Annotated in this window: 4 protein-coding genes; all 4 read right to left on the reverse strand. The window is 77.0% G+C overall.

The window, feature by feature from the left end; translation table 11 throughout:
- Positions 1-2: 2 nt before the first annotated feature.
- Positions 3-18,881, reverse strand: coding sequence for a non-ribosomal peptide synthase/polyketide synthase (locus ABZ836_RS13190; RefSeq protein WP_361141819.1), 18,879 nt, complete (start codon positions 18,879-18,881; stop codon positions 3-5).
- Positions 18,882-19,242: 361 nt separating this feature from the next.
- Complete coding sequence (locus ABZ836_RS13195) at positions 19,243-20,670, reverse strand: serine hydrolase domain-containing protein (RefSeq protein WP_361141821.1); 1,428 nt, start codon at positions 20,668-20,670, stop codon at positions 19,243-19,245.
- 226 nt (positions 20,671-20,896) lie between these two features.
- Entirely contained in the window at positions 20,897-22,156 is a 1,260-nt protein-coding gene (locus tag ABZ836_RS13200) for a cytochrome P450 (protein WP_361141823.1), read from the reverse strand.
- 962 nt (positions 22,157-23,118) lie between these two features.
- Complete coding sequence (locus ABZ836_RS13205) at positions 23,119-24,258, reverse strand: helix-turn-helix domain-containing protein (protein WP_356136001.1); 1,140 nt, start codon at positions 24,256-24,258, stop codon at positions 23,119-23,121.
- Between the last annotated feature and the right edge of the window lie 20 nt (positions 24,259-24,278).

Genomic DNA, 24,278 nt, shown 5'->3' on the forward strand with positions numbered 1-24,278 from the left:
CTTCACCGCTCGTTCGGGAGTTCGTCGGATGCGCCGGCGCCACGGGCGGCGGCCTCGAGTTCGCTGAGCACCTGGTCCTCCACCAGTTCCGCCAGCGCGGCGACGGTGCGGGACACCAGCACGTCGCGGGGGGTGAGGGCGACGCCGAAGGCGTCGTTGGCGCGGGTGACGATCCGCAGGGCGCGCAGGGAGTCGCCGCCCAGCAGGAAGTAGTCGTCCTCGGCGCCCACGGGGGTGTTCAGGGTGTCCTCCCAGATGACGGCGAGCGCCTCCTCGGTGGGGGTGCGGGGGGCGACGTGTCCGGTCTCCCGCGGGTGCTCGGGCCCGGGTTCCGGCGCGGGCAGGGCGGCCCGGTCGGTCTTGCCGTTCCCGGTCAGCGGGAAGCGGTCCATCACCACGTACGCCGACGGCACCATGGGGCCGGGCAGCGTCCGGGCGGTGTGGGCCCGCAGGGCCGCGGCGGCGGGCGGCTGCGTGCCGGGCGCGGCGAGCACGTGGGCGACCAGCCGGGGCAGCCCCGGCTCGTCCTCGCGGACGCTCACCACGGCGTCCAGGACGGCCGGGTGGCGCACCAGGACGGCCTCGACCTCGCCGGCCTCGATGCGGTGGCCGCGCAGCTTGAGCTGGTGGTCGGTGCGGCCCAGGTGGTGCAGTTCGCCGCGGGCGTCGCGGCGGACCAGGTCGCCGGTGCGGTACATGCGGCTGCCGGGCGGGCCGTACGGGTCGGCGGTGAACCGGGCGGCGGTCAGGCCGGGCCGGCCGAGGTAGCCGCGGGCCAGGCCGTCCCCGGCCAGCCAGAGTTCGCCGGGCACCCCGTCGGGGACGGGACGCAGGCGCGCGTCCAGCACGCGGGCCAGGGTGCCGGGGAGGCGGCGGCCGATGGGCGGGGCCGTGCCGTCGGGCTCCAGCGGGTCCGACCAGGTGGCGACGACGGTGGCCTCGGTGGGGCCGTAGGAGTTGACCATCCGGTGGTGCGGGGCCCACCGGGCGACCAGTTCGGCCCGGCAGGCGTCGGCGCCGACCACCAGGGTCTTCAGGTCGGGCAGGGTGCCGGGCGTGTCCGGCGGCACGGTGGCGAGCGCGGCCGGCGGCAACAGGGTGTGGGTGATCCGCCGCTCGCGCAGCACCTCGGCGAGGCGCGCGCCGAGCAGCGGGCCGGATTCGGGCACGACGAGCCGGGCCCCGTGCGGCAGGGACATGCACAGCTCCAGCACGGAGGCGTCGAAGCTGGGGGTGGCGAACGCCAGGACGCGGTCGCCGGGGCCGACCCGGTAGTGCGCGGCCTCGGCGGCGGCGAAGGCGGCGAGGCCGCGGTGGGTGACCACGACGCCCTTGGGGGTGCCGGTGGAGCCGGAGGTGTAGATGACGTAGGCCGGGTCGTCGAGGTCGAGGGGGCGGATCCGGTCGGCGTCGGTGGGCCGGTGGCCCGGGACGTCGCCGGACGGGGCTCCCGCCGGACCGGTGAGCAGGGCGTCGACCTCGTCGGCGTGGAGGGTGAGGGCGGGCGCGGCGTCGCGGAGCATCAGCGCGATCCGCTCCCCGGGGTAGCCGGGGTCGACGGGCAGGAAGGCCGCGCCGGTCTTGGCCACCGCGAGCTGGGCGAGGACCATCCGCGCCGAGCGGGGCAGGACGAGCGCGACGAGCGTGCCGGGTCCCGCGCCGCGGGCGATGAGCCGGTGCGCGAGCCGGTCGGCCCGTTCCTCGACGTCGGCGAAGGTCAGTTCCAGGCCGGGGGCGCTCAGGGCCGGCGCGTCGGGCCACCGGTCGACGGCCGCCTCGACCAGGGCGGGCAGGGTCGCCGGGGTCACCGGCGCGAGAGCGGGCCGCGCGGGTCCGCCGAGTGCCCGGGCGCGTTCCTCCGGGGGCAGGACGTCGAGGTCGTCGAGCGGGGTGGACCCGTCGGCGACGGCGAGGCGGCGCAGCAGGTGCAGCAGCCGTCCGGCCAGGGCGGCGGCGGTGGTCTCCTCGAAGTACCGCGGGTCGTAGCCGAGTTCGACGGCGAGCCGGTCGCCGGGCGACACCACCACGGTGAGCGGGTAGTTGGTGGCCTCGCGCGCGTCCAGTCCGCGCACCCGGACGCCCTGCGCGCCGGCGGTCGCGTCGCCGACCGGGTAGTTCTCGAAGACGATCAGGCTGTCGAAGAGCGGGGTGCCGTCGGGCAGTCCGCTCGCCGTGAGCATCCGGGTCAGCGGCAGGTGCTCGAAGCGCCGGTCCTCGGCGCGCGCCCGCTGCTGCTCCTCGAGCCACCGGGCGCACGGGGCCCGGCCGTCGACGGCGACCCGGGCGGGCAGGGTGGTGATGAACAGCCCGGTGACGGTGTCCGCGCCGGGCAGGTCGGCGGGGCGGCCGGAGACGGTGGTGCCGAAGCACACGTCGTGCGTGCCGCTCAGCCGGGACAGCAGGAGCGCCCACGCGCCCTGCACGACGGTGTTGAGGGTGAGCCGGTGGCGGCGGGCGAACTCCCGCAGCCGGGCGCTGTCCTCCTCGTCGAGGCGGTGCGACAGCCAGGTGCCGGAGCGGGCCGGGGCGCCCGGCGCGGGCCTGCTGTCGTACGGCAGCGGTGTGGGCGCGGTGAGGTCGCCCAGGACGCGCCGCCAGTGCTCGTCGGCGCCGGCGGTGTCGCGGGCGGCGAGCCAGGCCGCGTAGTCGGAGAACGGCCGCCGCTCGGGCAGGCGCGGCTCCTCCCCGCGGGCGAGCGCGGCGTGGGCGGTCAGGACGTCGCCGAGGACGTGGAAGACGCTCCAGCCGTCGAGGAGCAGGTGGTGGAAGGTCCACACCACGCGCACCTCGTCCGGGCCGAGCCGGATCAGGACGATCCGCGTCAGCGGCGCGGGTGCCAGCGCCATGCCGCGGGCACGGTCCTCGTCCAGCAGCCGGGCCAGCCGCTCCTCCCGCTCCTCCTCGGTCAGGTGCGACCAGTCCTCGTGGGTGACGGGCAGCCGGGCGGCCCGGTGCACGACCTGCAGCGGCTCGGGGACGCCCTGGAGGACGACGGAGGTGCGCAGGACGGGCGTGCGGTCGACGACGTGCTGCCAGGCGGCGGCCAGTGTCGCCGGGTCGCGCACGCCGTCGGTGACGAAGGTGATCTGCTCGACGTACAGCCCCTCCCCCGGCTCGTCCAGGGCGTGCATGACCATGCCCGCCTGGGTGGGCGTGAGGGGGTGGATGTCGGTGACGTCGCGTCCGGTGCCGGCCAGCCGGTCCACGGTGGCCTGGTCGAGGCGGGCCAGCGGGAAGTCGGACGGGGTGCGGCCGCCGGCGCCCGGGGTGGCGCAGTGCCGCACCAGGGCGCGCAGTTCCTCCACGGTCTCGGCGGCGAGCCGGGCCACGGTGTCGCGGTGGTGCACCTCGCGCGAGTACGACCAGGTGAACTCCAGCCGCTTGTCGGTGACCCGGCCGAGGACGTCGACGAGGTGCGGGCGCGGCGCCCGCGGGTCCATGCCGCCGGCCAGGCCGTCGTACGGGGAGTGCAGCAGGCCGCCCGGGGTGGCGTGCCAGTCCTGCCGGCCCAGGTAGTTGAAGGAGATCTGCGGCAGCGGCGGCAGGTCCGTCCCCCCGTCCGTCCCGCGCAGGTGGCGCAGGGCCCCGTGGCCGATCCCGCCGTGCGGGACGGCCCGCAGGTTCTCCTTGACGGACTTCAGCGCGCCGCCGGTGTCCGCGGAGCGCGGCACGTCCAGGGCGACGGGGTACAGGGCGGTGAACCAGCCGACGGTGCGGGAGAGGTCGACCCCGTCGAAGAGGTCCTCGCGGCCGTGGCCCTCCAGGGCGACGGTCACCCGGTCGCGGCCCGTCCAGCGGGCGAGGACCCGGCCCAGGGCGCACAGCAGCACGTCGTTGACGCGGGTGCGGTACGCCTCGGGAACCTCCTGGAGCAGGCGGCGGGTGTCCTCCTCGTCCAGGGCGGCGGTCAGGGACTCCTCGTCGGCGACCGTGTTCCCGCCGTCCCGGTCCCTCGGCAGGTCGGTCGCCTCGACGCCGCGCCAGTAAGGGAGTTCGGCGTCGAAGCCGCCGGCCGCGGTGTGCGCGGCGAGGCGGGTCGCCCAGGCGCGGAACGAGGTGGTCTTCGGCCCCGGGTCGGGCGTGCCCCCGGCGCGCAGCGCCCGGTAGGCGGCGTCCAGGTCCTCCAGGAGGATCCGCCAGGACACCGCGTCGACCACCAGGTGGTGGGCGGCGAGGAGCAGCACCGGCCGCCTCCCGTCGCCGGGGCGGCACAGCGCGGCGCGCAGCAGCGGGCCGGTGCGCAGGTCGAAGCCGGCGGCGAGGGCCGGGGCGACCTCCTCGGGCGGCGCGTCGTGCACCTCCAGGTGCGGTGCGGCGCCGGGCTCCGTGCCGTGCTGGCGCTGTCCGGGGGCGGCGTCCGGTTCGTAGCGCATGCGGAGCGCGTCGTGGTGGTCCAGGACCGCGGCGAGCGCCGCCCGCAGCAGCTCCGGGTCGGTGGCCGGGTCGACGTGGTACGAGACCGACTGGGTGAAGTCGGCGGGGTCGCCGCCGAGACCGTCGAGCAGCCAGTGCTGGACGGGTGTGAGCGGTGCCGGGCCCACGACCGGGCCCTGTTCGGCGACGGCCTCGGCGGCGGGTGCCTGCTCGGCCGCCGCGGCCAGGTCGGCGACGGTGGGGTGGGTGAACAGGTGCCGCGGCGTCAGGCGCAGGCCGGCGCGGCGGGCGGCGGAGACGACCTGGATGCCGAGGATGGAGTCGCCGCCGAGGGCGAAGTAGTTGTCCTCGGCGCCGACCTCGGGCACGCCGAGGACCTCGGACCAGATCGCGGCGAGGGTCTGCTCGGCGCCGGGCCGCGGCGGGCGGGAGGATCCGGCGGCGTCCGGGGCGGACCACACCGGCTCGGGCAGGGCCCGCCGGTCCAGCTTGCCGGTGGCTCCGAGCGGCAGCCGTTCCAGGGGGACGACGAGCGAGGGCACCAGGTGGGCGGGGAGCGTGCCGGCGAGGTGGTCGCGTACCGCGGCCGGGTCCAGGGAGCCGGTGGAGCGGTGCGGGACGGCGTAGCCGACCAGCCGCCGGTGTCCTTCGTGGTCGACGACCCGGGCGGCCGCGGCGGCCACGTCGGGGTGGCCGGCCAGCGCGGCCTCCACCTCGCCGAGTTCGATGCGGAAGCCGCGCACCTTGACCTGGTCGTCCGTCCGGCCGAGGTGGACCAGTTCGCCGTCGGCGGCGCGGCGCACCAGGTCGCCGGTGCGGTACATGCGGGCGCCGGGCGGGCCGTAGGGATCGGCGAGGAAGCGGGAGGCGGTCAGCCCCGGACGCCGGAGGTAGCCGCGGGCGACGCCGGTCCCGGCGAGGTACAGCTCGCCCGGGGCGCCGGTCGGCACCGGGCGCAGCCGGGCGTCCAGGACGTAGGCGCGGGTGCCGCCGACGGGGCGGCCGATGGGGGGTTCGCGGTCGGGGTCGGCGGGGTCGCAGGTGAAGGCGGTGGCGTAGACGGTGGCCTCGGTGGGGCCGTAGACGTTGAGCACCCGGCAGCCGGGCACCGCCGCGCGGACCTGCCGCACGGTGCGGGCGGGCAGCGCCTCGCCGGCCAGGACGACGGTGTCCGCGCCGACGTGGACGGCGTCCTCGGCGAGCAGCCGGCCGAGCGCGGAGGGCACGGCGCTGATCAGGCCGGCCCGCCACGGTCCGGGGCGTTCGGCGAGCGCGAGCAGGTCGCGGACGAGTTCCACCCGGCCGCCCGTCACCAGCGGTGCGAAGATCTCGAACACCGACACGTCGAAGTTGAGCGAGGTGGACGCCACCACGTGGGAGAGCCCGCGCCCGGTGAACTCGGAGGCGGCCCAGTCGGTCAGCGCCGGCAGGGAGGAGTGGGCGACCACGACGCCCTTGGGGCGGCCCGTGGAGCCGGAGGTGTGGATGACGTACGCCGGGTGCTGCGGCAGCAGGGGAGCGCGCCGCTCGTCGTCGCCGACCGGTGCGGGCGACGCGCCGGCCAGGCGGGCGGCGGTCTCCGGGTCGTCAAGGGTCAGCCGCGGGTACGGCCCGTCGGGCAGGCGTCCCGCGGTGGCGGTGCCGGTCACGACGACGGCGGGCCGCACGTCGTCGAGGAGGAGGGCGACGCGTTCGGCCGGGTGCCCGGGGTCGACGGGGAGGTAGCCGGCGCCGCTCTTGAGGACCGCGAGGAGCGCCACGATCAGCTCGGCGGTGCGCGGCAGGGCGAGCGCGACGAAGCGTTCCGGTCCGGCGCCCGCCTCGATCAGCAGTCGGGCGAGCCGGTTGGAGCGTTCGTCGAGCTCACGGTAGGTCAGCTCCTCGTCCCCGGCGAGGACGGCGGGGGCGTCGGGGGTGCGGGCCGCCTGCCCGGCGAACGCCTCGGGCAGGGTGCGGCCCGGCGCGTCCGCCCCGGCCGTCGCACCGGCCGTCGCCCCGGCGTACCGCTCGAGCAGGGCGCGGTCCTCCCCCGGGGCCAGCAGCGGCAGGTCGTCCAGGCGGCGGTCGGGGTCGGCGGCCATCCCGGTCAGCAGGGTGCGCAGGCTCGCGCCCAAGCCCTCGACGGTGGCCCGGTCGAAGACGGCCGGGTCGTGGTCGAGGGAGACGGACAGGGTGTCGCCGGGGGCGACGACCACGCCGAGGGGGTACTCGGTGGGCTCGATGTCGCGTTCCTGGGTGAGCGCGAGCCCCAGGCGGGACAGGGCGTCGCCGTCGAACGGGTAGTTCTCGAAGACGACGATGCTGTCGAACAGGGGGGTGCCGCCGGGGACGTCGCTCCAGCTCCGCAGCTGGGCGAGGGAGACGAACTCGTGCCGCCGGGACTCCGACTGGGCGGCCTGCAGTTCGCCGAGCCACTCCAGCAGCCTTCGGCCTCCGTCGACGCGGACGCGGGTGGGCAGGGTGTTGATGAACAGGCCGACCATGCCGGTCACGCCGGGCAGGTCGGCGGGGCGGCCGGAGACGGTGGTGCCGAACACCACGTCGTCGCCGCCGCCGTAGCGGGACAGCAGCAGCGCCCAGGCGCCCTGGAGCACGGTGTTGAGGGTGAGTCCGGCCCGCTGGGCGACCTCGCGGAGCCGCGCCGAGACCCGCGCGTCGAGGGTGACGTGGACGGTCTCGGAGGAGGAGGCGCGGTGCGCCTCGGCGGGGCGGCGGTCGCAGGGCAGTGCGGTCGGGGCGGTGAACCCGGCCAGCGTCTCGCGCCAGTGGCGTTCGGCCGCGGCGCCGTCCTGGCGGGCGAGCCAACCCAGGTAGCCGGCGAAGGGCGCGCGTTCGGGCAGGCCGGGGCGGCGCCCGGCGGCCGAGGCCGCGTACCGTTCGGCGACCTCGTCGAAGACCTGGGCGGCGCTCCAGCCGTCGAGCAGCACGTGGTGGAACGTCCACACGACCCGCACCCGGTCGGGGCCGAGCCGGATGAGCGTCAGCCGCATCAGGGGCGCGGCGGCGAGGTCGACGCCGGCCTGCCGGTCCTCGGCGAGCAGCCGGTCCAGATCCGCCGAGCACCGGTCCTCGCTCCGGCCCGTCCAGTCGTGGTGGACGACCGGCACGGCGGCGTGGTGCTGCACCACCTGGAGGGGTTCGGCGGTCTCCTGCCACACCAGCCGGGTGCGCAGCACCGGGTTGGCGTCCGCGGTGGCCTGCCAGGCGTCGGCGAGGGCCCGCGGGTCGGTGACCCCGGTGAGGGTGAACTGGACCTGGTTCAGGTAGGTGCGGCCGGCCGGGTCCAGCAGGCCGTGGAAGAGCATGCCGGCCTGCATCGGGGTGAGCGGGAGGACGTCGGCGACCGCGCGGCCGTCCCCCACGACCCGGTCGACGGTCTCCTGGTCGAGGCGGGCCAGCGGGAAGTCCGACGGGGTGCGTCCGCCGGCGTCCGGGCGGGCGCAGTGGCCGACGATCTCCTCCAGGGCCCGCACCATGCCGCGGGCCAGGCGCTCCACGGTCTCCCGGTGGTGCCGGCCGCGGCTGTGGTGCCAGCCGATCTCCAGCTCGCCGTCCTCCACCCGGGCGACGACGTCGAGCAGGTGGGGCCGTTCGGCCTCGGGGGCGTCGGCGCCGTCCAGGCCGCCGGGCACGGACCGCACCAGGGCGCCGTCGCGGGCGCTCCAGTCGAAGCGGCCCAGGTAGTTGAAGCTGATGCCGGGCACGGGCGTGGCCGGCAGGTCGCGGGTGAGGCGGGTCAGCGCCCCGTGGCCGAGGCCGCGGTCCGGGACGGCGCGCAGGTGCTCCTTGACGGACTTCAGGGCGGCGCCCCAGTCGCCCTGCGGCACGCTCAGGACCACCGGGTACAGGGTGGTGAACCAGCCGACCGTGCGGGAGAGGTCGACGTCGTCGAAGAGCGCGTCCTCGCGTCCGTGGCCCTCCAGGGTGACGGCCACGCCGTCGCGTCCGGTCCAGTCGGCGAGCACCCGGCCGAGTGCGGTGAGCAGGACGTCGTCGACGCGGGTGCGGTAGACGCCCGGCACCTGGCGCAGCAGGGCGTCGGTGTTCCGGCGGTCCAGCCGCACGGTGACGGTGCCGGTGTCGGCGACCGTGTTGCCGCCGTCGGCGTCCACCGGCAGGGGCGTGGCGCAGTGCCGGGCGACCGTCTCCCAGTGGTCTCGCCGGGCGGCGAACCCGCCGCGCGCGGTGTGCTCGCGCAGCCGGCGGGCCCATTCCGCGACGGAGGTGGTGCGCTCCGGCAGCCGGACCGGACGCCCGGCCACGGCCTGCCCGTACGCGGTCTCCAGGTCCTCCAGGAGGATGCGCCAGGAGACGCCGTCGACGGCCAGGTGGTGCACGGCGAGCAGCAGCCGGGGGGCGGGGGTCCCGGTGAACAGGCGGGCGGTGAGCAGCGGTCCGCTCTCCAGCCGGAACCCGTGGTGCGCGGCGTCGGTGACGCGGGCCCGCTCCCGCCGTGCCCGTTCCTCGTCGAGGCCGGCCAGGTCGTGCACCTCGAGCAGCGGCGGCGGCTCCTCGCCGGGCGCGGCGCAGGTCTGCCGCCAGGCGCCGTCCGCGCCGCGGGTGAAGCGGGAGCGCAGCGCGTCGTGGTGGGTCCACAGGGCGCGCAGCGCGCGGTCCAGGGCGTCGGGGTCGACGTCGCGGGGCGTCTCGACGGTCACGCACTGGTCGAAGACCTCCGGGCGGCGCGGGTCGCCGTCGAGGAACCAGTGCTGGACGGGGGTGAGGCCGACGTCCCCCGTGACCGGCTCCGTTCCGGCGATCGCGGGGGCGGTGCCGCCGGTGGTGCGGGCGGCGGCCGCGAGGGCGGCGACGGTGGGGTGGCGGAAGAGGTCGCGGGGGGTGAGCGTCAGTCCGGCGGCGCGGGCCCGGGAGACGACCTGGATGCCGAGGATCGAGTCGCCGCCCAGCATGAAGAAGTTGTCGTCGGCGCCGACGCGTTCGACGCCGAGCAGCTCCGCCCAGACGTCGGCGAGGATCCGCTCGGCGTCGGTGGCGGGGGCCCGGTAGGCGTCGTCCTGGGCCGGGAGGACGGGGTCGGGCAGGCGGCGGCGGTCCACCTTGCCGTTCGCGGTCAGCGGCAGTTCCGGCACGGTGACGAACGCGGCGGGCAGCATGTAGTCGGGCAGGGCGGCCGACAGGTGGTCGCGCAGCCCGGCGGCGTCCGGGACCTCGGCGTCCGGGGCGGGCACCAGGTGGGCGGCGAGCCGCTTGACGCCGGCGTGCTCGTACGGCGACACCAGGGCCTCGGCGATCGCCGGGTGCGCGGTGAGCGCGGCCTCGATCTCGGCGGGCTCGATGCGGAAGCCGCGGATCTTGATCTGGCCGTCGGCGCGGCCCACGAACCGCAGTTCGCCGTCGGGGGTCCGGCACACGATGTCGCCGGTGCGGTACATCCGGCCGCCGGCCTCGCCGGCCGGTCCGGCGAACGGGTCGGCGAGGTAGCGGGCGGCGGTCGCGCCGGGGCGGCCCGCGTAGCCGCGCGCCACGCCCGCGCCGGCGATGTACAGCTCGCCGGGGACGCCCGGCGGCTGCGGCTGGAGGGCGTCGTCGAGGACGTACACCCGGGTGCCGTCCAGCGGGCGGCCGATGGGCAGCACGGCGGGCAGCGGTTCACCGGCGGTGAAGGGGCGGCGGGTGGCGAAGGTGGTGGTCTCGGTGGGGCCGTACCCGTCGACGACGGTCAGGCCGGGGCAGGCGTCGAGGACGCGGCGCGCCACCGCGCCGGGCACGGCCTCGCCGCCGGTCCACACCTCGCGGGCGCCGCGCAGGCAGCCGGGGTCCTCCTGGGCGAGCAGCCGGAACAGGCCGGCCGTCAGCCACAGGTGGCGCACCCCCCGCTCGGTGACCGCGTGGCGGACCACGGCGGCGTCGATCTCGGCGGGCGGCGCGAGCACGGCGGTGCCGCCGCGCAGCAGCGGCACCCACAGCTCGTAGGTGGAGGCGTCGAAGGCGTGCGGCGAGTGCACCAGGACCCGTTCGTGCCCGGCGAAGGCGCTGTCCTGGGCGAGCGCGGCCACGTCCCGCTGCCGCACGGCGACGCCCTTGGGGACGCCGGTGGAGCCGGAGGTGAACATCAGGTACTGGACGTTGTCCGGGTGGGGCGGCGCCGGCAGCGGGCCGCGGGGGCCCTCGGGGAGGCGGTCGGCGCGGACGACGCTGCCCGCGGGCAGCGCCTCCCGTGCCGTGGCCTCGTGTTCCGCGTCGGTGAGCAGCAGGTCCGCGCCGGCTTCGGCGAGCATCCGCCGCAGCCGCTCCCGCGGCGCCCGCCCGTCCAGCGGCACGTACACGCCTCCGGTGCGCGCCAGGGCGAGCTGGACGAGGACCAGCGGCACGGAGCGTTCCATCAGCACGCCGACGGGGCGTTCCGCCGCCACGCCGAGCGCGGCCAGACGTGCCGCCAGCTCCTGAGCCCGCGCGTCGAGTTCGCGGTAGGTGAGGGTCACGGCGTCGGGTCCCGCGCCGGCCTCCACGGCGACCGCGTCCGGCGTGCGCCGCGCCTGCGCCGCGAAGAGGGCGGCCGTGGTGGTGACGGGTGCGGCGGCGGGGCCGCGACCGTCGCGGAGCGCCCGGTCGCGGCCGGCGGGGGTGAGCAGCGGGAGGCGGCCCGGGGCGTCGTCGAGGCCGTCGGCCATGCCCTCGAGGAGGACGGTGAGGTACCCGGCGAGCCGTCCGGCGGTGGCGGCGTCGAAGAGCTCGGGGTCGTAGCCCAGCGTCAGGGAGAGTTCGGTGCCGGGCTCGACGACCAGGCTCAGCGGGTAGTTGGTGGTCTCGACGCCGCGCAGTCCGCTCATCGTCAGGCCGTGGGCGGCGGCCAGGCGGTCCTCCACCGGGTAGTTCTCGAAGACGACGATGCTGTCGAACAGGGCGGTTCGTTCGGGCAGTCCGGTGAACGCCTGCATGCGGGTGAGCGGCACGCCGTCGTGGCGGCGGTCCTCGCCCTGCGCGTGCTGGAGGCGGCGCAGCCAGTCGCCGAGCGTTCCGGTGCGGGGCACGGTGGTGCGGGTGGGCAGGGTCGCGATGAACAGGCCGGTCATGGCCTCGGCCCCGTCGAGCTCGGGCGGGCGGCCGGAGACGGTGGTGCCGAAGACGACCTCGTCGCGGCCGGCGTGGCGGCCGAGCAGGATCGCCCAGGCGCCCTGCACCAGGGTGCCGAGGGTGATGCCGGCGTTCCTGGCCCGTTCCCGCAGGGCCCGGGTGGTTCCGGCGGGCAGGACGGCGTGGTGCGCCTCGCGGGACTCGGCGCGGTGGCTCTCGCGCGGCTCGCGGTCGTAGGGCAGGGGGGTGGGCTCGGCGAGGCCGGCCAGCCGCTCCCGCCAGTGCCGTTCGGCCTCGTCCCGGTCGCGGTCCCGCAGCCAGGCCACGTAGTCCCGGAACGGCCGGCGCTCGGGCACGGCCGCGCCGGCCGGGGAGGAGAGGGCGGCGAACACGTCGGACAGGACGTGGAAGAGGCTCCAGCCGTCGAGCACGAGGTGGTGGAACGACCACACCACCCGGACGCTGCCCTCGGCGAGCCGCACCAGCGTCAGCCGCTGCAGCGGGGCCCGGCCGAGGTCGATGCCGCGCTCGCGTTCGGCGTCCAGCAGTTCCGTCAGCCGCTCCTCGCGGGCGTCCTCCCCGAGGCCGCTCCAGTCCAGGTGCGTGACGGGCACGGCGGCCTCGCGCCGCACCACCAGCAGCGGTTCGGGCACGTCCTGCCAGACGGCGTGGGAGCGCAGCACCGGGGTGCGGTCGGTCACCTGCTGCCAGGCCCGGGCCAGCGCCTCCGGGCCCGGGACGCCGTCGAGGACGAAGGTGAGCTGGTGGAAGTAGACCCCGCTGTCCTCCTGGGAGATGCCGTGGAAGAGCATCCCGGCCTGGGTGGGGGTGAGCGGGTGGACGTCCTCGACGCCGGCCGGGTCGTCGCCGGTGATCCGGTCGACGGCCGCCTGGTCGAGGCGGGCGAGCGGGAAGTCCGAGGGGGTGCGGCCGGCGGCGCCGGGGCGCCCGGCGTGCCGGGCCAGCGCGGAGAGCGCGTCGGCGTACTGCCGGGCCAGGGCGGTGACGGTGCGCTCGTCGTGCAGTTCGGTGGAGTGGAAGAAGGTGAACTCCAGCGCGTCCTCGTCGAGCCGGCCGACGACCTCCAGGGGGTGGGGGCGCCGTGCGCGGGGGTCGGCGTCCAGGTCCAGCGGGCGGAACACGGCGCGGTACAGGCCGTCCGGGCCGCCCGGCGGGGTGAACCGGCCGAGGTAGTTGAAGCTGACCTGGGCGGCGGGGGCGTCGGGCAGGGCGCCGGGGCCGGCGAGGTGGCGCAGCGCGTCGTGGCCGATGCCGTGCCGGGGCACCGCCCGCAGCTGCTCCTTGACCTGCTTGAGGACGGCGTCCCAGTCGGCGTCCCGCGGCACGGCGAGGGCGACCGGGTGGCGGGTGGTGAACCAGCCGACGGTGCGGCTGGTGTCGACGTCGGCGAAGAGTTCCTCGCGGCCGTGGCCCTCGACGTCCACCAGGACCCGGTCGTGCCCGCTCCAGGCGCACAGCACGCGGCCGAGCGCGCCCAGCAGCACGTCGTTGGCGCGGGTGCGGTAGGTCTCGGGGAGGGTGCGCAGCAGCGCGGCGGTGTCCTCGGCGGTCAGCCGGACGGTGACCGCGCGGGCGGAGGCGTAGCTGTTCGCGCCCTCCCGGTCCGCCGGCAGGGTGTGGCCCGCACCGGCGGTGGCGTTCCGCCAGTAGGCCGCCTCCTCGGCGAACCCTCCCCCGGCCGTGTACGCGGCGAGGCGCTGGGCCCACTGCCGCAGCGGCGAGGTCCTGGGCGGCAGCGCGGTGGCGCCGTGCCGCCCGTCCCGGCGGGCGCGGTAGGCGCGGTCGAGGTCGTCGAGGAGGACGCGCCAGGAGACGCCGTCGACGACCAGGTGGTGCACGGCGAGGTGCAGCACGGGCGCCCGGCCCGGGCCGCGGTCGTGGAGCACGGCGCGCAGCAGCGGCCCGCGGGTCAGGTCGAAGGGGCCGTGGTGCGGCAGGTCGGTGTCGGGCCCGCGGTGGCGGGCGAGGACGAGCCGGGGGGCGTGGTCCTCGACGTGCCACCGGACTCCGTGGCCGCCGCCGTCGCCGCCGCTGCCGCCGTCGCCGCTGCCGTGGCCGCCGTGGCCGCCGTCGCCCGGCAGGAACCGTGAGCGCAGGGCGTCGTGGTGGCCCGTCAGGTCGTTGAGGGCGTCCTCCAGGGCGGCCTCGTCGACGTCGTCGCCGACCTCCAGGGACAGCGTCTGGGCGAAGTGGCCGGCCCGCTCGCCCGCAGTGTCGAACAGCCAGTGCTGGATCGGCGTCAGCGGCGCGCCACCGGTGGCTGGTACCGCTCCGGCGGCCGGCTCGGCGGGGCGGTCCTTGGCGGCGGCGTCGGCGCACCGGGCGAGGGCGGCGACGGTCTGGTGGCGGTAGAGGTCCCGGGAGGTGAGGGCGAGGCCCGCCTGCCGTGCCTGGGCGACGACCTGGATGCTGAGGATGGAGTCGCCGCCGAGGGAGAAGAAGTTGTCGTCCGCGCCGACCCGTTCGACGCGCAGCACGTCGGCCCAGATGGCGGCGAGGGTCCGCTCGGTGGGCGTGCGGGGCGCCACGTGGGCCGCGGCGCGGCCGGCGGGGCCCGGGTCGGGCAGCCGGCCGCGGTCCAGCTTGCCGTTGGGGTTGAGCGGCAGGGCGTCGATCACCACGACCGCCGAGGGCACCATGTGGTCGGGCAGGGTTCCGGCGAGGGTCCGGCGGACGGTCTCCGAGTCGACCGTGACGCCCGGCACGGGGACGACGTAGCCGACGAGGCGGCGGTGGCCGTCGCCGGCCGGTGCGGCGGCCGCGGCCTCGGCGACGCCGGGGCAGCCGCGCAGCGCCTCCTCGACCTCGCCGAGTTCGATGCGGAAGCCGCGCACCTTGACCTGGTCGTCGGTGCGGCCCAGGTACTCCAGTTCACCGTCGGCGGTGCGGCGCACCAGGTCTCCGGTGCGGTACATGCGGTCGCCCGGGGCGCCGTACGGGTCGGCGACGAACCGGGCGGCGGTCAGTCCCGGGCGGCGCAGGTAGCCGCGGGCCAGTCCTTCGCCGCCGAGGTACAGCTCGCCCGGGGCACCCGGCGGCTGGGGCCGCAGCAGGTGGTCGAGGACGTAGGCGCGGGTGCGGGCCACCGGCCTGCCGATCGGCGGCGCGTGCTCGGGCGCCTCGTCGCCCGCGAACCAGGCGGTGGCGTAGACGGTGGCCTCGGTGGGGCCGTACAGGTTGGCGATCGTGCTGCCCGGCATCGTGCGGCGCAGGTCGTGGAGGGTCTGGGCGGGCAGCGCCTCCCCGGCGAGGACCACGGTGTCCGCGGTGACGGCCGGGCCGGCGGCGGTTCCGGTGCCGGTGCCCGTCCCGGTGAGCATCCGTGACATCACGGAGGGCACGCCGCTGATCAGCCCGGCGTGCCGCGGCCCGGGGGCGTCGGCGAGGGCGGGCAGGTCGGGGACGATCTCGACGGTGCCGCCGGCGACCAGCGGGCACAGCAGCTCGAACACCGAGACGTCGAAGTTGAGCGAGGTGGAGGCGATCACGTGGTCCAGCCGGCCGGCGAACCGCCGTGCGGCCCAGGTGGCCAGGCGGGCGACGCCGCGGTGGGTGACGACGACGCCCTTGGGCCGGCCGGTGGAGCCGGAGGTGTAGATGACGTAGGCGGGGCTCTCGGGGTCCAGCGGCCGGTCGGGGCCACCGGTTCCGGCAGCGTCGGCGAGGGCTGCGGCGTCGAGAGCGTCGGCGCCGTCGGCGAGGGCTGCGGCGTCGGGAGCGCCGTGCGGTGCGGTGTCCGTGTCGCCGGCCAGGCAGTCCTCGAGGATCAGCGGCTCGCAGCCCGGCGGCAGCGCGTCCACGGTGTCGCGGCTCGCCAGGACGAGCGCCGGGGCGGCGTCGGCGAGCATGAGGCGGACGCGTTCGGCCGGGTAGCCGGGGTCGACCGGCAGGTAGGCGGCGCCGGACCGCAGGACCGCCCACAGCGCGGGGACGAGGTCCGCGGTGCGGGGCAGGCACAGGGCCACCAGGCGCTCCGGTCCGGCGCCGAGGGCGGTGAGCCGCTGGGCGAGGCGGCCGGCGCGGCGGTCGGTCTCCGCGTAGTCCAGGCGGGTGTCGCCGCAGACGACGGCGGTGCGGTCCGGGGTGCGGGCCGCCTGCGCCGCGAAGAGCGCGGGCAGCGTCGCGCCGTCGTCCTCCCCCTCCTCCCCGGCACCGGCGTCGGGTCCGGTGCCGTCCCGCAGCAGGGCGGCGTGCTCGTCCTCGGTGAGCAGGGGCAGTTGGGCGAGCGTCCGGTGGGGCGCGTCGGCCATGCCTTCGAGGAGGCGGTGCAGGTGGCGGCCGAACCGGGCGGCGGTGCCCGCGTCGAAGAGGCCGGTGTTGTACTCGACGGTCAGCTCGCAGCCGCCGTCGGCGGTCGGGGTGAACTCCAGCACCAGGTCGAAGCGGGCCGCGGGCCGGGGCAGCGGGTGCTCCTCGACGCGCAGGCCGGCCACCCGCGGCGGGAACGCGAGCGGGGTCTGCTGGACGACGAGGACCTGGACGAGGGGCGTCCGGCCGGGGTCGCGGGGCGGGGCGAGTTCCTCGACCACCCGGTCGAAGGGCGCCCCGGCGTGCGCGAAGGCGTCCAGCACCGTCGACCGCACGGACTCCAGGAACCGGTTGACGGTGAGCGTGTCGTCCACCTCGGTGCGCAGCACGACGGTGTTGGCGAAGAAGCCGGTGGTCTCCTCCACGTCCCGCCGCCCGCGCCCGTCGGTGACGGTCCCGAACGCGACGTCGCGCTGCCCGGAGTACCGCGAGAACAGCACGGCGGCCGCCCCGGCGAGCATCGTGAACAGGGTGGCTCCCCGGTGTCCGGCCGAGCGCCGCACACGGTCGACCAGGTCGGCGGGGAGGCGGTGGCGGTGCGCGGCGCCCTCGGTGGTGCGGACGGCCGGGCGCGGCCGGTCCGTGGGCAGGTCCAGGTTCTGGACCCCGGCCAGCGTGCGCCTCCAGTGGGCCAGGTCGTGGGCGAGGTCGCCGGAGCGGGCCTCGGCCGCCTCCCGTTCGTGCTCCCACACGGCGTAGTCCGGGTACTGGAGCCCGGGTTCGGGGAGCCCGTCGGGCCCGCCGCCCGCCTGCGCCCGGTAGAGCGCGGTCAGTTCGTGGACCAGCACGCCGACGGACCAGCCGTCGGTGACGATGTGGTGCTGGGCGAGCAGCAGCACGTGGTCGGTGTCGTGGCGGCGCACCAGCAGCACACGGGTCAGCGGGCCCGCCGTCAGGTCGAAGGGCCGGCGCAGTTCCTCGGTGAGCAGGCGCTCGGTCTCCGCCTCGTGGCGCTCGGCGGGCAGGGTGCCGATGTCCGCGGTGCGCACGGGCAGTTCGGCCTCGGGCGCGATGCGCTGCGCGGCGTGGCCGTCGACGGTGGTGAAGGTGGTCCGCAGGGAGTCGTGGCGTGCCGTGAGGTGCCGCAGGGCGCGGTGGAGCGCGCCCGTGTCCAGCGGGCCGCGCAGCCGCAGGGCGACACCGGTGTTGTACTCGGCGCCGTCGGCGTCGAGTTCGTGCAGGAACCACAGGCGGCGCTGGGCGCTGGACACCGGCAGCGGCCGGTCGCGCGGGGCCCGTGCGATGGGCTCGGCCGGCGCGGTGGCCGACGGGGCGTCGAGGAGCGGGGCGAGCCGGGCGACGGTGCGGGCGGTGAACACGTCCCGCACCGAGAGCTTCACGCCGAGCTCCTCGCGGACGCGGGAGAGGGTGCGCGCGGCGAGGACCGAGTCGCCGCCCAGGTCGAAGAAGTCGTCCTCGACGCCGACGGTGTCCAGGGTGAGCACCTCGGCCCAGACGGCGGCCAGCGCGCGCTCGGCGGGCGTGCGGGGCGGCACGTGGCCCGAGGCGGCGGTGGGGGCGGGGGCGGGCAGGGCCCGGTGGTCGACCTTGTTCTGCGGGGTGAGCGGCAGGGCGTCGAGGACGACGAGGGCGGAGGGCACCAGGTGGGCGGGGAGCGAGGCGCCGAGGGACGCGCGCAACGCGTCGGGCAGCGGCGGCTGTTGGGCGTCCGCGGGGGTGACGTACCCGACCAGCCGTCGCCGGCCGGGCTCGTCCTCGCGGGCCACCACCACGGCCTCGCGCACGGCGGTGTGCCGCAGCAGCGCCGCCTCGACCTCGCCGGGTTCGATGCGGAAGCCCCGGATCTTGACCTGCCGGTCGGCGCGGCCGAGGAACTCCAGGTCGCCGTCGGCACGCCGCCGGGCGCGGTCGCCGGTGCGGTAGAGGCGGGAGCCCGGCGGGCCGAACGGGTCGGCGACGAAGCGGGCGGCGGTCGCCCCGGGGCGGCCCAGGTAGCCGCGGGCCACCCCGTCCCCGCCGACGTACAGTTCGCCGTCCGCGCCGGGCGCCACCTCGCGCATCGCCGCGTCCAGCACGTGCGCGCGGACGCCGGGCAGGGGGGCGCCGATGGGCGGGGCGCCGGAGCCGGCGGCGAGCGGGCCGGTCCAGGTCGAGACGATGGTCGCCTCGGTGGGGCCGTAGGAGTTGATCATCCGCCGGCCGGGTGCCCAGCGGTCGACCAGGGCGGCCGGGCAGGCCTCCGCGCCGACGATCAGCGTCCGCAGGTGCGGCAGGCCGTCCGGTCCGGGGTCGGGCAGGGTGGCGAGCGCGGCGGGCGGGATCAGCGTGTGGCTGATGCGGAACTCGTCGAGGACGGCGGCGAGTTCGTCGCCGAGCCAGGGGCCGCCCGGGGGGACGACCAGCGTCGCCCCGGAGAGCACCGAGATGAACAGCTCCAGCACGGAGGCGTCGAAGCTGGGCGAGGAGAACTGCAGGACCCGGTCGCCCGGCCCCACGGCGTACCGGTCGGCGGCGGCCGCGGCGAAGCCGCCGATCCCCCGGTGGGTGACCGTCACGCCCTTGGGGCGGCCGGTGGATCCGGAGGTGTGGATGACGTAGGCGGCGTGGTCCGGTCCCACCCGCGTGGGGGCGGGCGGGGCCGGGGTGGCGGCCCCGGCCGGCGCGTCCATCATCCGGCGGATGGCCGCGAGGTCGTCGAGGACGACGGCGGGGCGGACGTCGGTGAGCATCAGGGCCCGCCGCTCGGCCGGGTAGTCGGGGTCCACGGGCAGGAAGGCGGCGCCCGCGAGGGCGGTGGCCAGCTCCGCGGCGATCAGTTCCGGTGAGCGGGGCAGGACCACGGCCACCACTGCCTCGGGCCCCGCGCCGCGCCGCCGGAGGTCCTCGGCGAGGAGTGCGGCCCGCTCGGCGAGGTCCCGGTAGCACCAGGTGCGGCGTCCGTCGGTCAGCGCGGGCGCCTCGGGGGTGCGGGCCGCCCACGCGGTGAACAGCTCGCCGAGCGGCGGGTACGGCGCGCGCGGCGGCACCTGCGGGGCGCCCGGCGGCACGTCCGCGGCGTCCTCCGGCAGCGGGGCGGTGCCGAGCGGCTGGTCCGGGGCGGTGTCCCGCGGAGCCGGGGGGACGGTACGGCCGGCCTGCGGGAGGGGGGACGCCGGAGCGGGCTTGTCCTGCGGGTCCGTCATGGGGGCAGTCCTTCAGAAGCTCGGTGGGCGCGGCTCACCGCGCGGGCGCGCCGGCCCCGGGCAGGGTCGGGCACGCCCCGGCGGTGCGGCGGGTCCGCACGGGGAGGGGTGCAGCGGGACGGAGGTGCAGCGGGGACGGCGGTGCCGGCCCCGGTGGTCGGAACCGGGGGCGGCGTGGCCGGCGGGGGCCGGGGACGGCGTCAGGCGGTGGGCGGTGACGGCGTCGAGCGGTCGGCGCGGGCCGGAGCGGCGGGCGGGCCGGCCGGACCGCGCGGCGCGGGGGCGGCGGGCGCCGCGGTGCCGGGCCCGCTCCGGGGGGAGCGGGCCCGCACCGGCCCGTGCTCGGCGGCCGGGGCCGCGGTCACCGGTCCGCCCGGACCGGGCGGCCGGGCCGGGAGACGTGGTGTGCGCGGGCGAACGGCGTGCGGGGGTCCGCCGACCCGTCGCGTGCGCGGCGGGCCGTGCGGCCGGAGATCTGCACCCGGTCGACGTCGCCGGTCACGGCGTCGCGGTGGAAGCGCCCGCCGGGTTCGCGGCGGCCGGTGGCGGGGTCGACGAGGTCGAAGCGGAGGTCGGCGTAGCACACCAGGGGAAGCGGCAGGTCGCCGTCGACGGAGAGGACGGGGCGGCCGAAGTCGTCCATCCCGATCCGGTACTCGGTGGCGCCGTTGCGGTAGGCGCCCACGGCCTCCGGGAGCACCAGGGGGTGCCCCGTGGGGGCGGACGGGTCCGGTCCGGCGGGCACCGTGAGGCCGGTGAGTTCGCCGAGTTCGTCGGTGAGGTCCCGCCAGAGGGCGGTGGCGGAGGAGGCGTTGCCGGTGAGGGCGACGACGGTGCCGGTGCGGGCGTCGGCGCGTAAGTGGCAGGAGGTGCCCTGGGCGTTGCCGTCGTGGCCGCACCACCAGCCGTCGTCGCCGTGGAAGAGGGCGGCGCCGAGTCCCCAGGCGTCGGCGAGGGAGCCCGGGTCGGTGCCGGGGGCGGGCCGGCGCACCGACGCGGTGACCGTGTCCGGGAGGACGGCGGTGTCGCCGTTCAGCGCCCTGCCGAGCGCGAGCAGGTCGAGGGCGCCGGCGAGCAGGGCCCCGGCCGGCGCCTCGGCGGGGGCGAGGTTCTGCGTGACGGGCAGCAGTCGGCCGGAGGCGGTGTTGCGGGCGTGGCCGGAGGCGACGGGCCGGTCGGGCGCGGGGCCGCCGAGGAAGGCGGGCCGGATGCCGAGCGGGTCGAGCAGCAGCGTCCGCAGGGCCTCCCGCCAGGTCATGCCGGTGATCTCCTCGATCAGCCGGCCGGCGGCCAGGTATCCGGCGTTGGAGTACGAGAAGCCGGTGCCCGGGGCGAACAGCAGGTCGCCGGGGGTGCAGACCTCGGCGAGGACGCGGGCGGCGGTGCGGCCGGCGACGGCGTCGGAGCCGGGCCCGGACGGCAGGCCCGCGGTGTGGCTGAGCAGGTGGCGGACGGTCACTTCCGGTAAGCGGCGCAGCTCCGGCAGCGTGGCGGCCGCGGGCTCGTCGAGGTCCAGGTCGCCGTCGTCGGCGAGCAGCAGGACGGCGGCGGCCGTGAAGAGCTTGGTGACCGAGCCGACCGGGACGGCCGTGTCGGAGGTGAAGGGCGTGCCGGTGCCGGCGTCGGCGGTGCCGGTGTGCACGGCGATCGTGCGGCCGCCGGTGTGGACGGCGAGTTGGGCGCCCGGCACCCGGTGGGTGCGGGCGAGGTCGTCGAGGCGGCTCTGGAGCGTGCGGCGGTCGGGGGACGGCCGCCTCTCGACGATCCGGGTGGGGGGTATGGACTGCATGGAGCGGGACCTTCCTGGGGACTGCGGCTCGGGTGGAACTGCGGCTCAGGTGGTACGGCGGCTCAGGGACCACGGCCGGGGGCATCGGCCGGGGACCGCGGTCGGGGACTGCGGCTCGCGCGGGGACGTGCCGGCCGGCTCAGGGGGACGGTCCGGTCGGCACGGGGAACGCGGGCCGCGGGGGCGCACGCGGTGCGCGGGCACCGTGCGACGCCGACGGGTTCGGCTACCTGTGGGTGACCTCGACGGGCAGGTGGCGGACGCCGACGATGACGGCCGGGTTCCGGTGGACGACCTCGTCGTGGGACGCGACCGCCACCGTGCGGAACCGTTCGAGCAGTGACCGGGCGGCGATGCGTGCCTCGAGTCTGGCGAGGTGGGCGCCGAGGCAGAAATGGATCCCGTGTCCGAAGGACAGGTGAGGATTGGGGGTGCGGGAGACGTCGAAGCACTCCGGGTCGGCGAACCGGGCGGGGTCCCGGTTGGCGGCTCCCAGATGGGCCATGACCAGGGCGTCGGCCGGGATCTCGTGACCGCCGAGCACCACCGGCCGGGTGGTGCGCCGCCCCACCTCGGGGAACGGCGGGAGCAGGCGGAGCACTTCCTCGAGCGCGGGCGGGAGCAGCTCGGGGTCGGCGCGCAGCTTGTCCAGCAGGCCGGGGCGCCGGTCGAAGGTCAGGACGGCGTTGCCGAGCAGCGCCGTGGTGGTGATGTGCCCGGCGATCAGCAGCAGGGCGACGAAGCCGACGATCTCCTGGTCGGCCAGGCGCTCGCCGTCGACCTCGGCGTGCAGCAGTCGGCTGGTGAGGTCGTCGCCGGGGGCGGCGCGCCGGCGTCGTATGTGGTCCAGGACGTATCCGTTCATCTCCCGCACCGTGGGGGCGACGGCCTCCAGCGCCTGTTCCAGGTCGGCCATGTCCGGTGCCTCGCCGATCAGTTCACCGTCGAACATGACGCTCGCCCACTCGTGGAACAGCGGGTGGTCCTCGGCCGGGACGCCGAGCAGTTCGGCGATGACGACGACGGGCAGCGGGTGGGCGAGGGCGTCGACCAGGTCGAAGCGGTCCCGGTCGGCCACGGCGTCCAGCAGCCGGGTGGTGACCTCCTCGATCCGCGGGACGAGCCCCTGCACGACCCTCGGGGTGAAGGCCTGGCTCACGAGCGTCCGCAGTTGGCGGTGGCGCGGCGGGTCCATGCCGACGAAGTTGCCCTGCCGGAAGGCGTCGAAGTCCTCCTGCGCGGGCGCGATCGGGGACATGTCCGAGGAGTAGGTGGCGGGGTCGGCGAGCACCGCCCCCACCCCCTGGTGGTCCACGACCTGCCACACGCCCTGCGCCTCGTCGTGGAGCACCGGTCCCTTCTCGTGCAGGGCGCTCCACCGCGCGGACAGGGCGTCGAACAGCGGGGGCTCCGCCGTCCCGGCCGCGCCCGACCGTGCTGGGCCGGACGGTAAGGGCGCGTCGGACGGTCGACTGCTGCTGGTCACTTCTTCTCCCTCTGTGGGCACACAGCCATGGCGTGGCCACGGGTGTCGGCTGCGGGTGTGTGCGGCGGGGCCGGGGGCGGACCGGCTTGACGCGAGCGCTACGGCCGGCGGGGGCGCTTCCACCGGCGTCGGCCGGGCGTCACCGGTGCGGTGCGGCGGTCGGGGGGCCAGGATGTCGCGGCGTCGGGCCGGGCCCGTCCGCCGGCTGCCCGGGCGGTCGAACGCGGCGCGACGCCTGGGGACATGACGTCCCGGTGCCGGGCCGGCTGGACCGCCGCGCGGAGCAGGCCGCCATCATCACTCCCCCAGAGGAATTCCGCCCGGCGTCCACGCGGGGCCGGTCGGGCCTCCGTGCGCGAACCTGGCGAAACGTGAACGGTCTGTGGTCAGTACTTCCGAACACGGACAGAGCCTACGCACACATCCCGCCCATTCGCAGGCAGTTCGACGATGTGGCGCAATTCCATTCATTACTTCATATTTTCAGATTGGTCACATCGCCTCTTCACCCTGCGGCATGCGGTCGTGACACTCCGCACTCTCCGAGGCCGGGCGCTCAGGTGCCCCTCCCCCGCACCCCCAAACGCGTCTCTGTCCATCCCGGCACGCCCGAAGCGTTTTTGGCGGGAGAACGACGGTGCGCGGCGCGAAGACGGCCGGGGACGGACCGTCTTCCGGCCGTCGCGGGGCCGGGCGGCGACCGCCGGAGAAGCTGACCCGGTCGGGGCCGGTCCCTCAGCTTCCGCCCAGGGGAGAGGCCCACGCCGGGTCGTGCCGGGACCTCCACGCGAGGTGGTCCAGCAGGTGCTCCGCCGCGAGGCGGACGTCCGTGTCCTGGACGCCCTCGTCCGCGGGCGACGGGTGGTCCGCCGTCCGGGTCGCGGTGGACCACCACGGCCCCGGGGCCCGCCCGCTCCGGACCGGACGCGGCCCGGCCACGCCTCCCCGAAAACGTCCACGCGTCAGCCGGTGCGGAGGCCGACCGCGAGGGTCAGCTCGAGGACCCGTTGCGGCGACGCCAGGTCCGGGAAGAGTTCGCGCAGTTGCGTCATCCGGTACCGGACCGTCTGGGGGTGGACGAACAGCGCCGCCGCGACCTCGTCCCGCCGCCCCTGGTGCAGCAGCCACGCCCGCAGGGTCTCCTCCAGCCGTCGTGCGGTCGCGTCGGGCAGGGTCCGCAGCGGTGCGAGGGCGCGGGCGCGCAGGTCCGCGAAGGCGTCCACGTCGGCGCTGAGCACCAGTTCGGGCAGGTGGTCCTCGGTGTCGCGGATGTCGCAGGAGAGGGAGCGGGCGCGCACGGCCCGCGCGTAGGAGGCGGACGCGCGGGTCCACGGCCGGGCCGGGCCGACCACGGCGGCGCGGTCGGTCAACTGCCGCAGGAGGTGCGGCCGGTCCGCGTCCGGGACGAGCAGCACGCCCGTGGCGTCCGGCAGGTCGTCGAGGACGAGGGTGCTCGGGTCGAGCGCGCGGTAGGCGGGCCTGGCCTGGTTGGCGGGCAGCAGGACCGCGGTCAGGGAGACCGGGGGCTGCCAGCCGGCCCGTTGGGCGGAGGTCAGCAGCACGTCGGGGCCGGCGCCGGCGAGGAGGTCGCGCGCCAGGTGCTCCAGGTGGCGCTCGTGCTCCCTGCCCCGCGCGGCCAGCTCGTCGGCGTGGCCCGCGGCGCTCGCGGCGGAGAGCTCGTCGATGTAGGCGAAGGTCAGCTCGGCGAACTTGGCGACGTCGGCGGCGGGCAGCCCCGCGGGCACGGCACCGGCCGCCAGGCAGCGCCAGGCCACGCGGGCGCCGACGCGGTAGGCGCTGAGCAGGGCGTCCATCGACCGGCCGTCGCGCACCTCGCCGCGGCCCAGTTCGTAGGCAGCGTCGCCGCCGTCGCCGCCCGTGGCGTTGCCGCTCGCGAGGTCCAGGTAGTGTCCCAGGGCCGTGCGGACGGCCCGGCGGATGGTGGCGCCCATGTGGCCCGAGAGGGCGTTGGCGTAGGGAGGGACCTCGTCGATGATCGCCTGGACGACCTCGTCGGCGGTCGTCTTCAGCGCCGCCCGCAGCGCGGCGACCGTCGTCTCGTCCAGGGCCAGTTCGCCGGCCCTCCGGATTGCGTGGCTCACGTTTTTGTTCCCCGCGAACA

This window comes from Streptomyces sp. NPDC047130 (assembly GCF_040643475.1).
GTDB lineage: Bacteria > Actinomycetota > Actinomycetes > Streptomycetales > Streptomycetaceae > Streptomyces.

What these genes read in the sequence shown, in the direction of transcription:
- ABZ836_RS13190 (WP_361141819.1), bottom strand. Translation starts at nt 18,881, where the DNA reads ATGACGGACCCGCAGGACAAGCCCGCTCCGGCGTCCCCCCTCCCGCAG.
- ABZ836_RS13195 (WP_361141821.1), bottom strand. Translation starts at nt 20,670, where the DNA reads ATGCAGTCCATACCCCCCACCCGGATCGTCGAGAGGCGGCCGTCCCCC.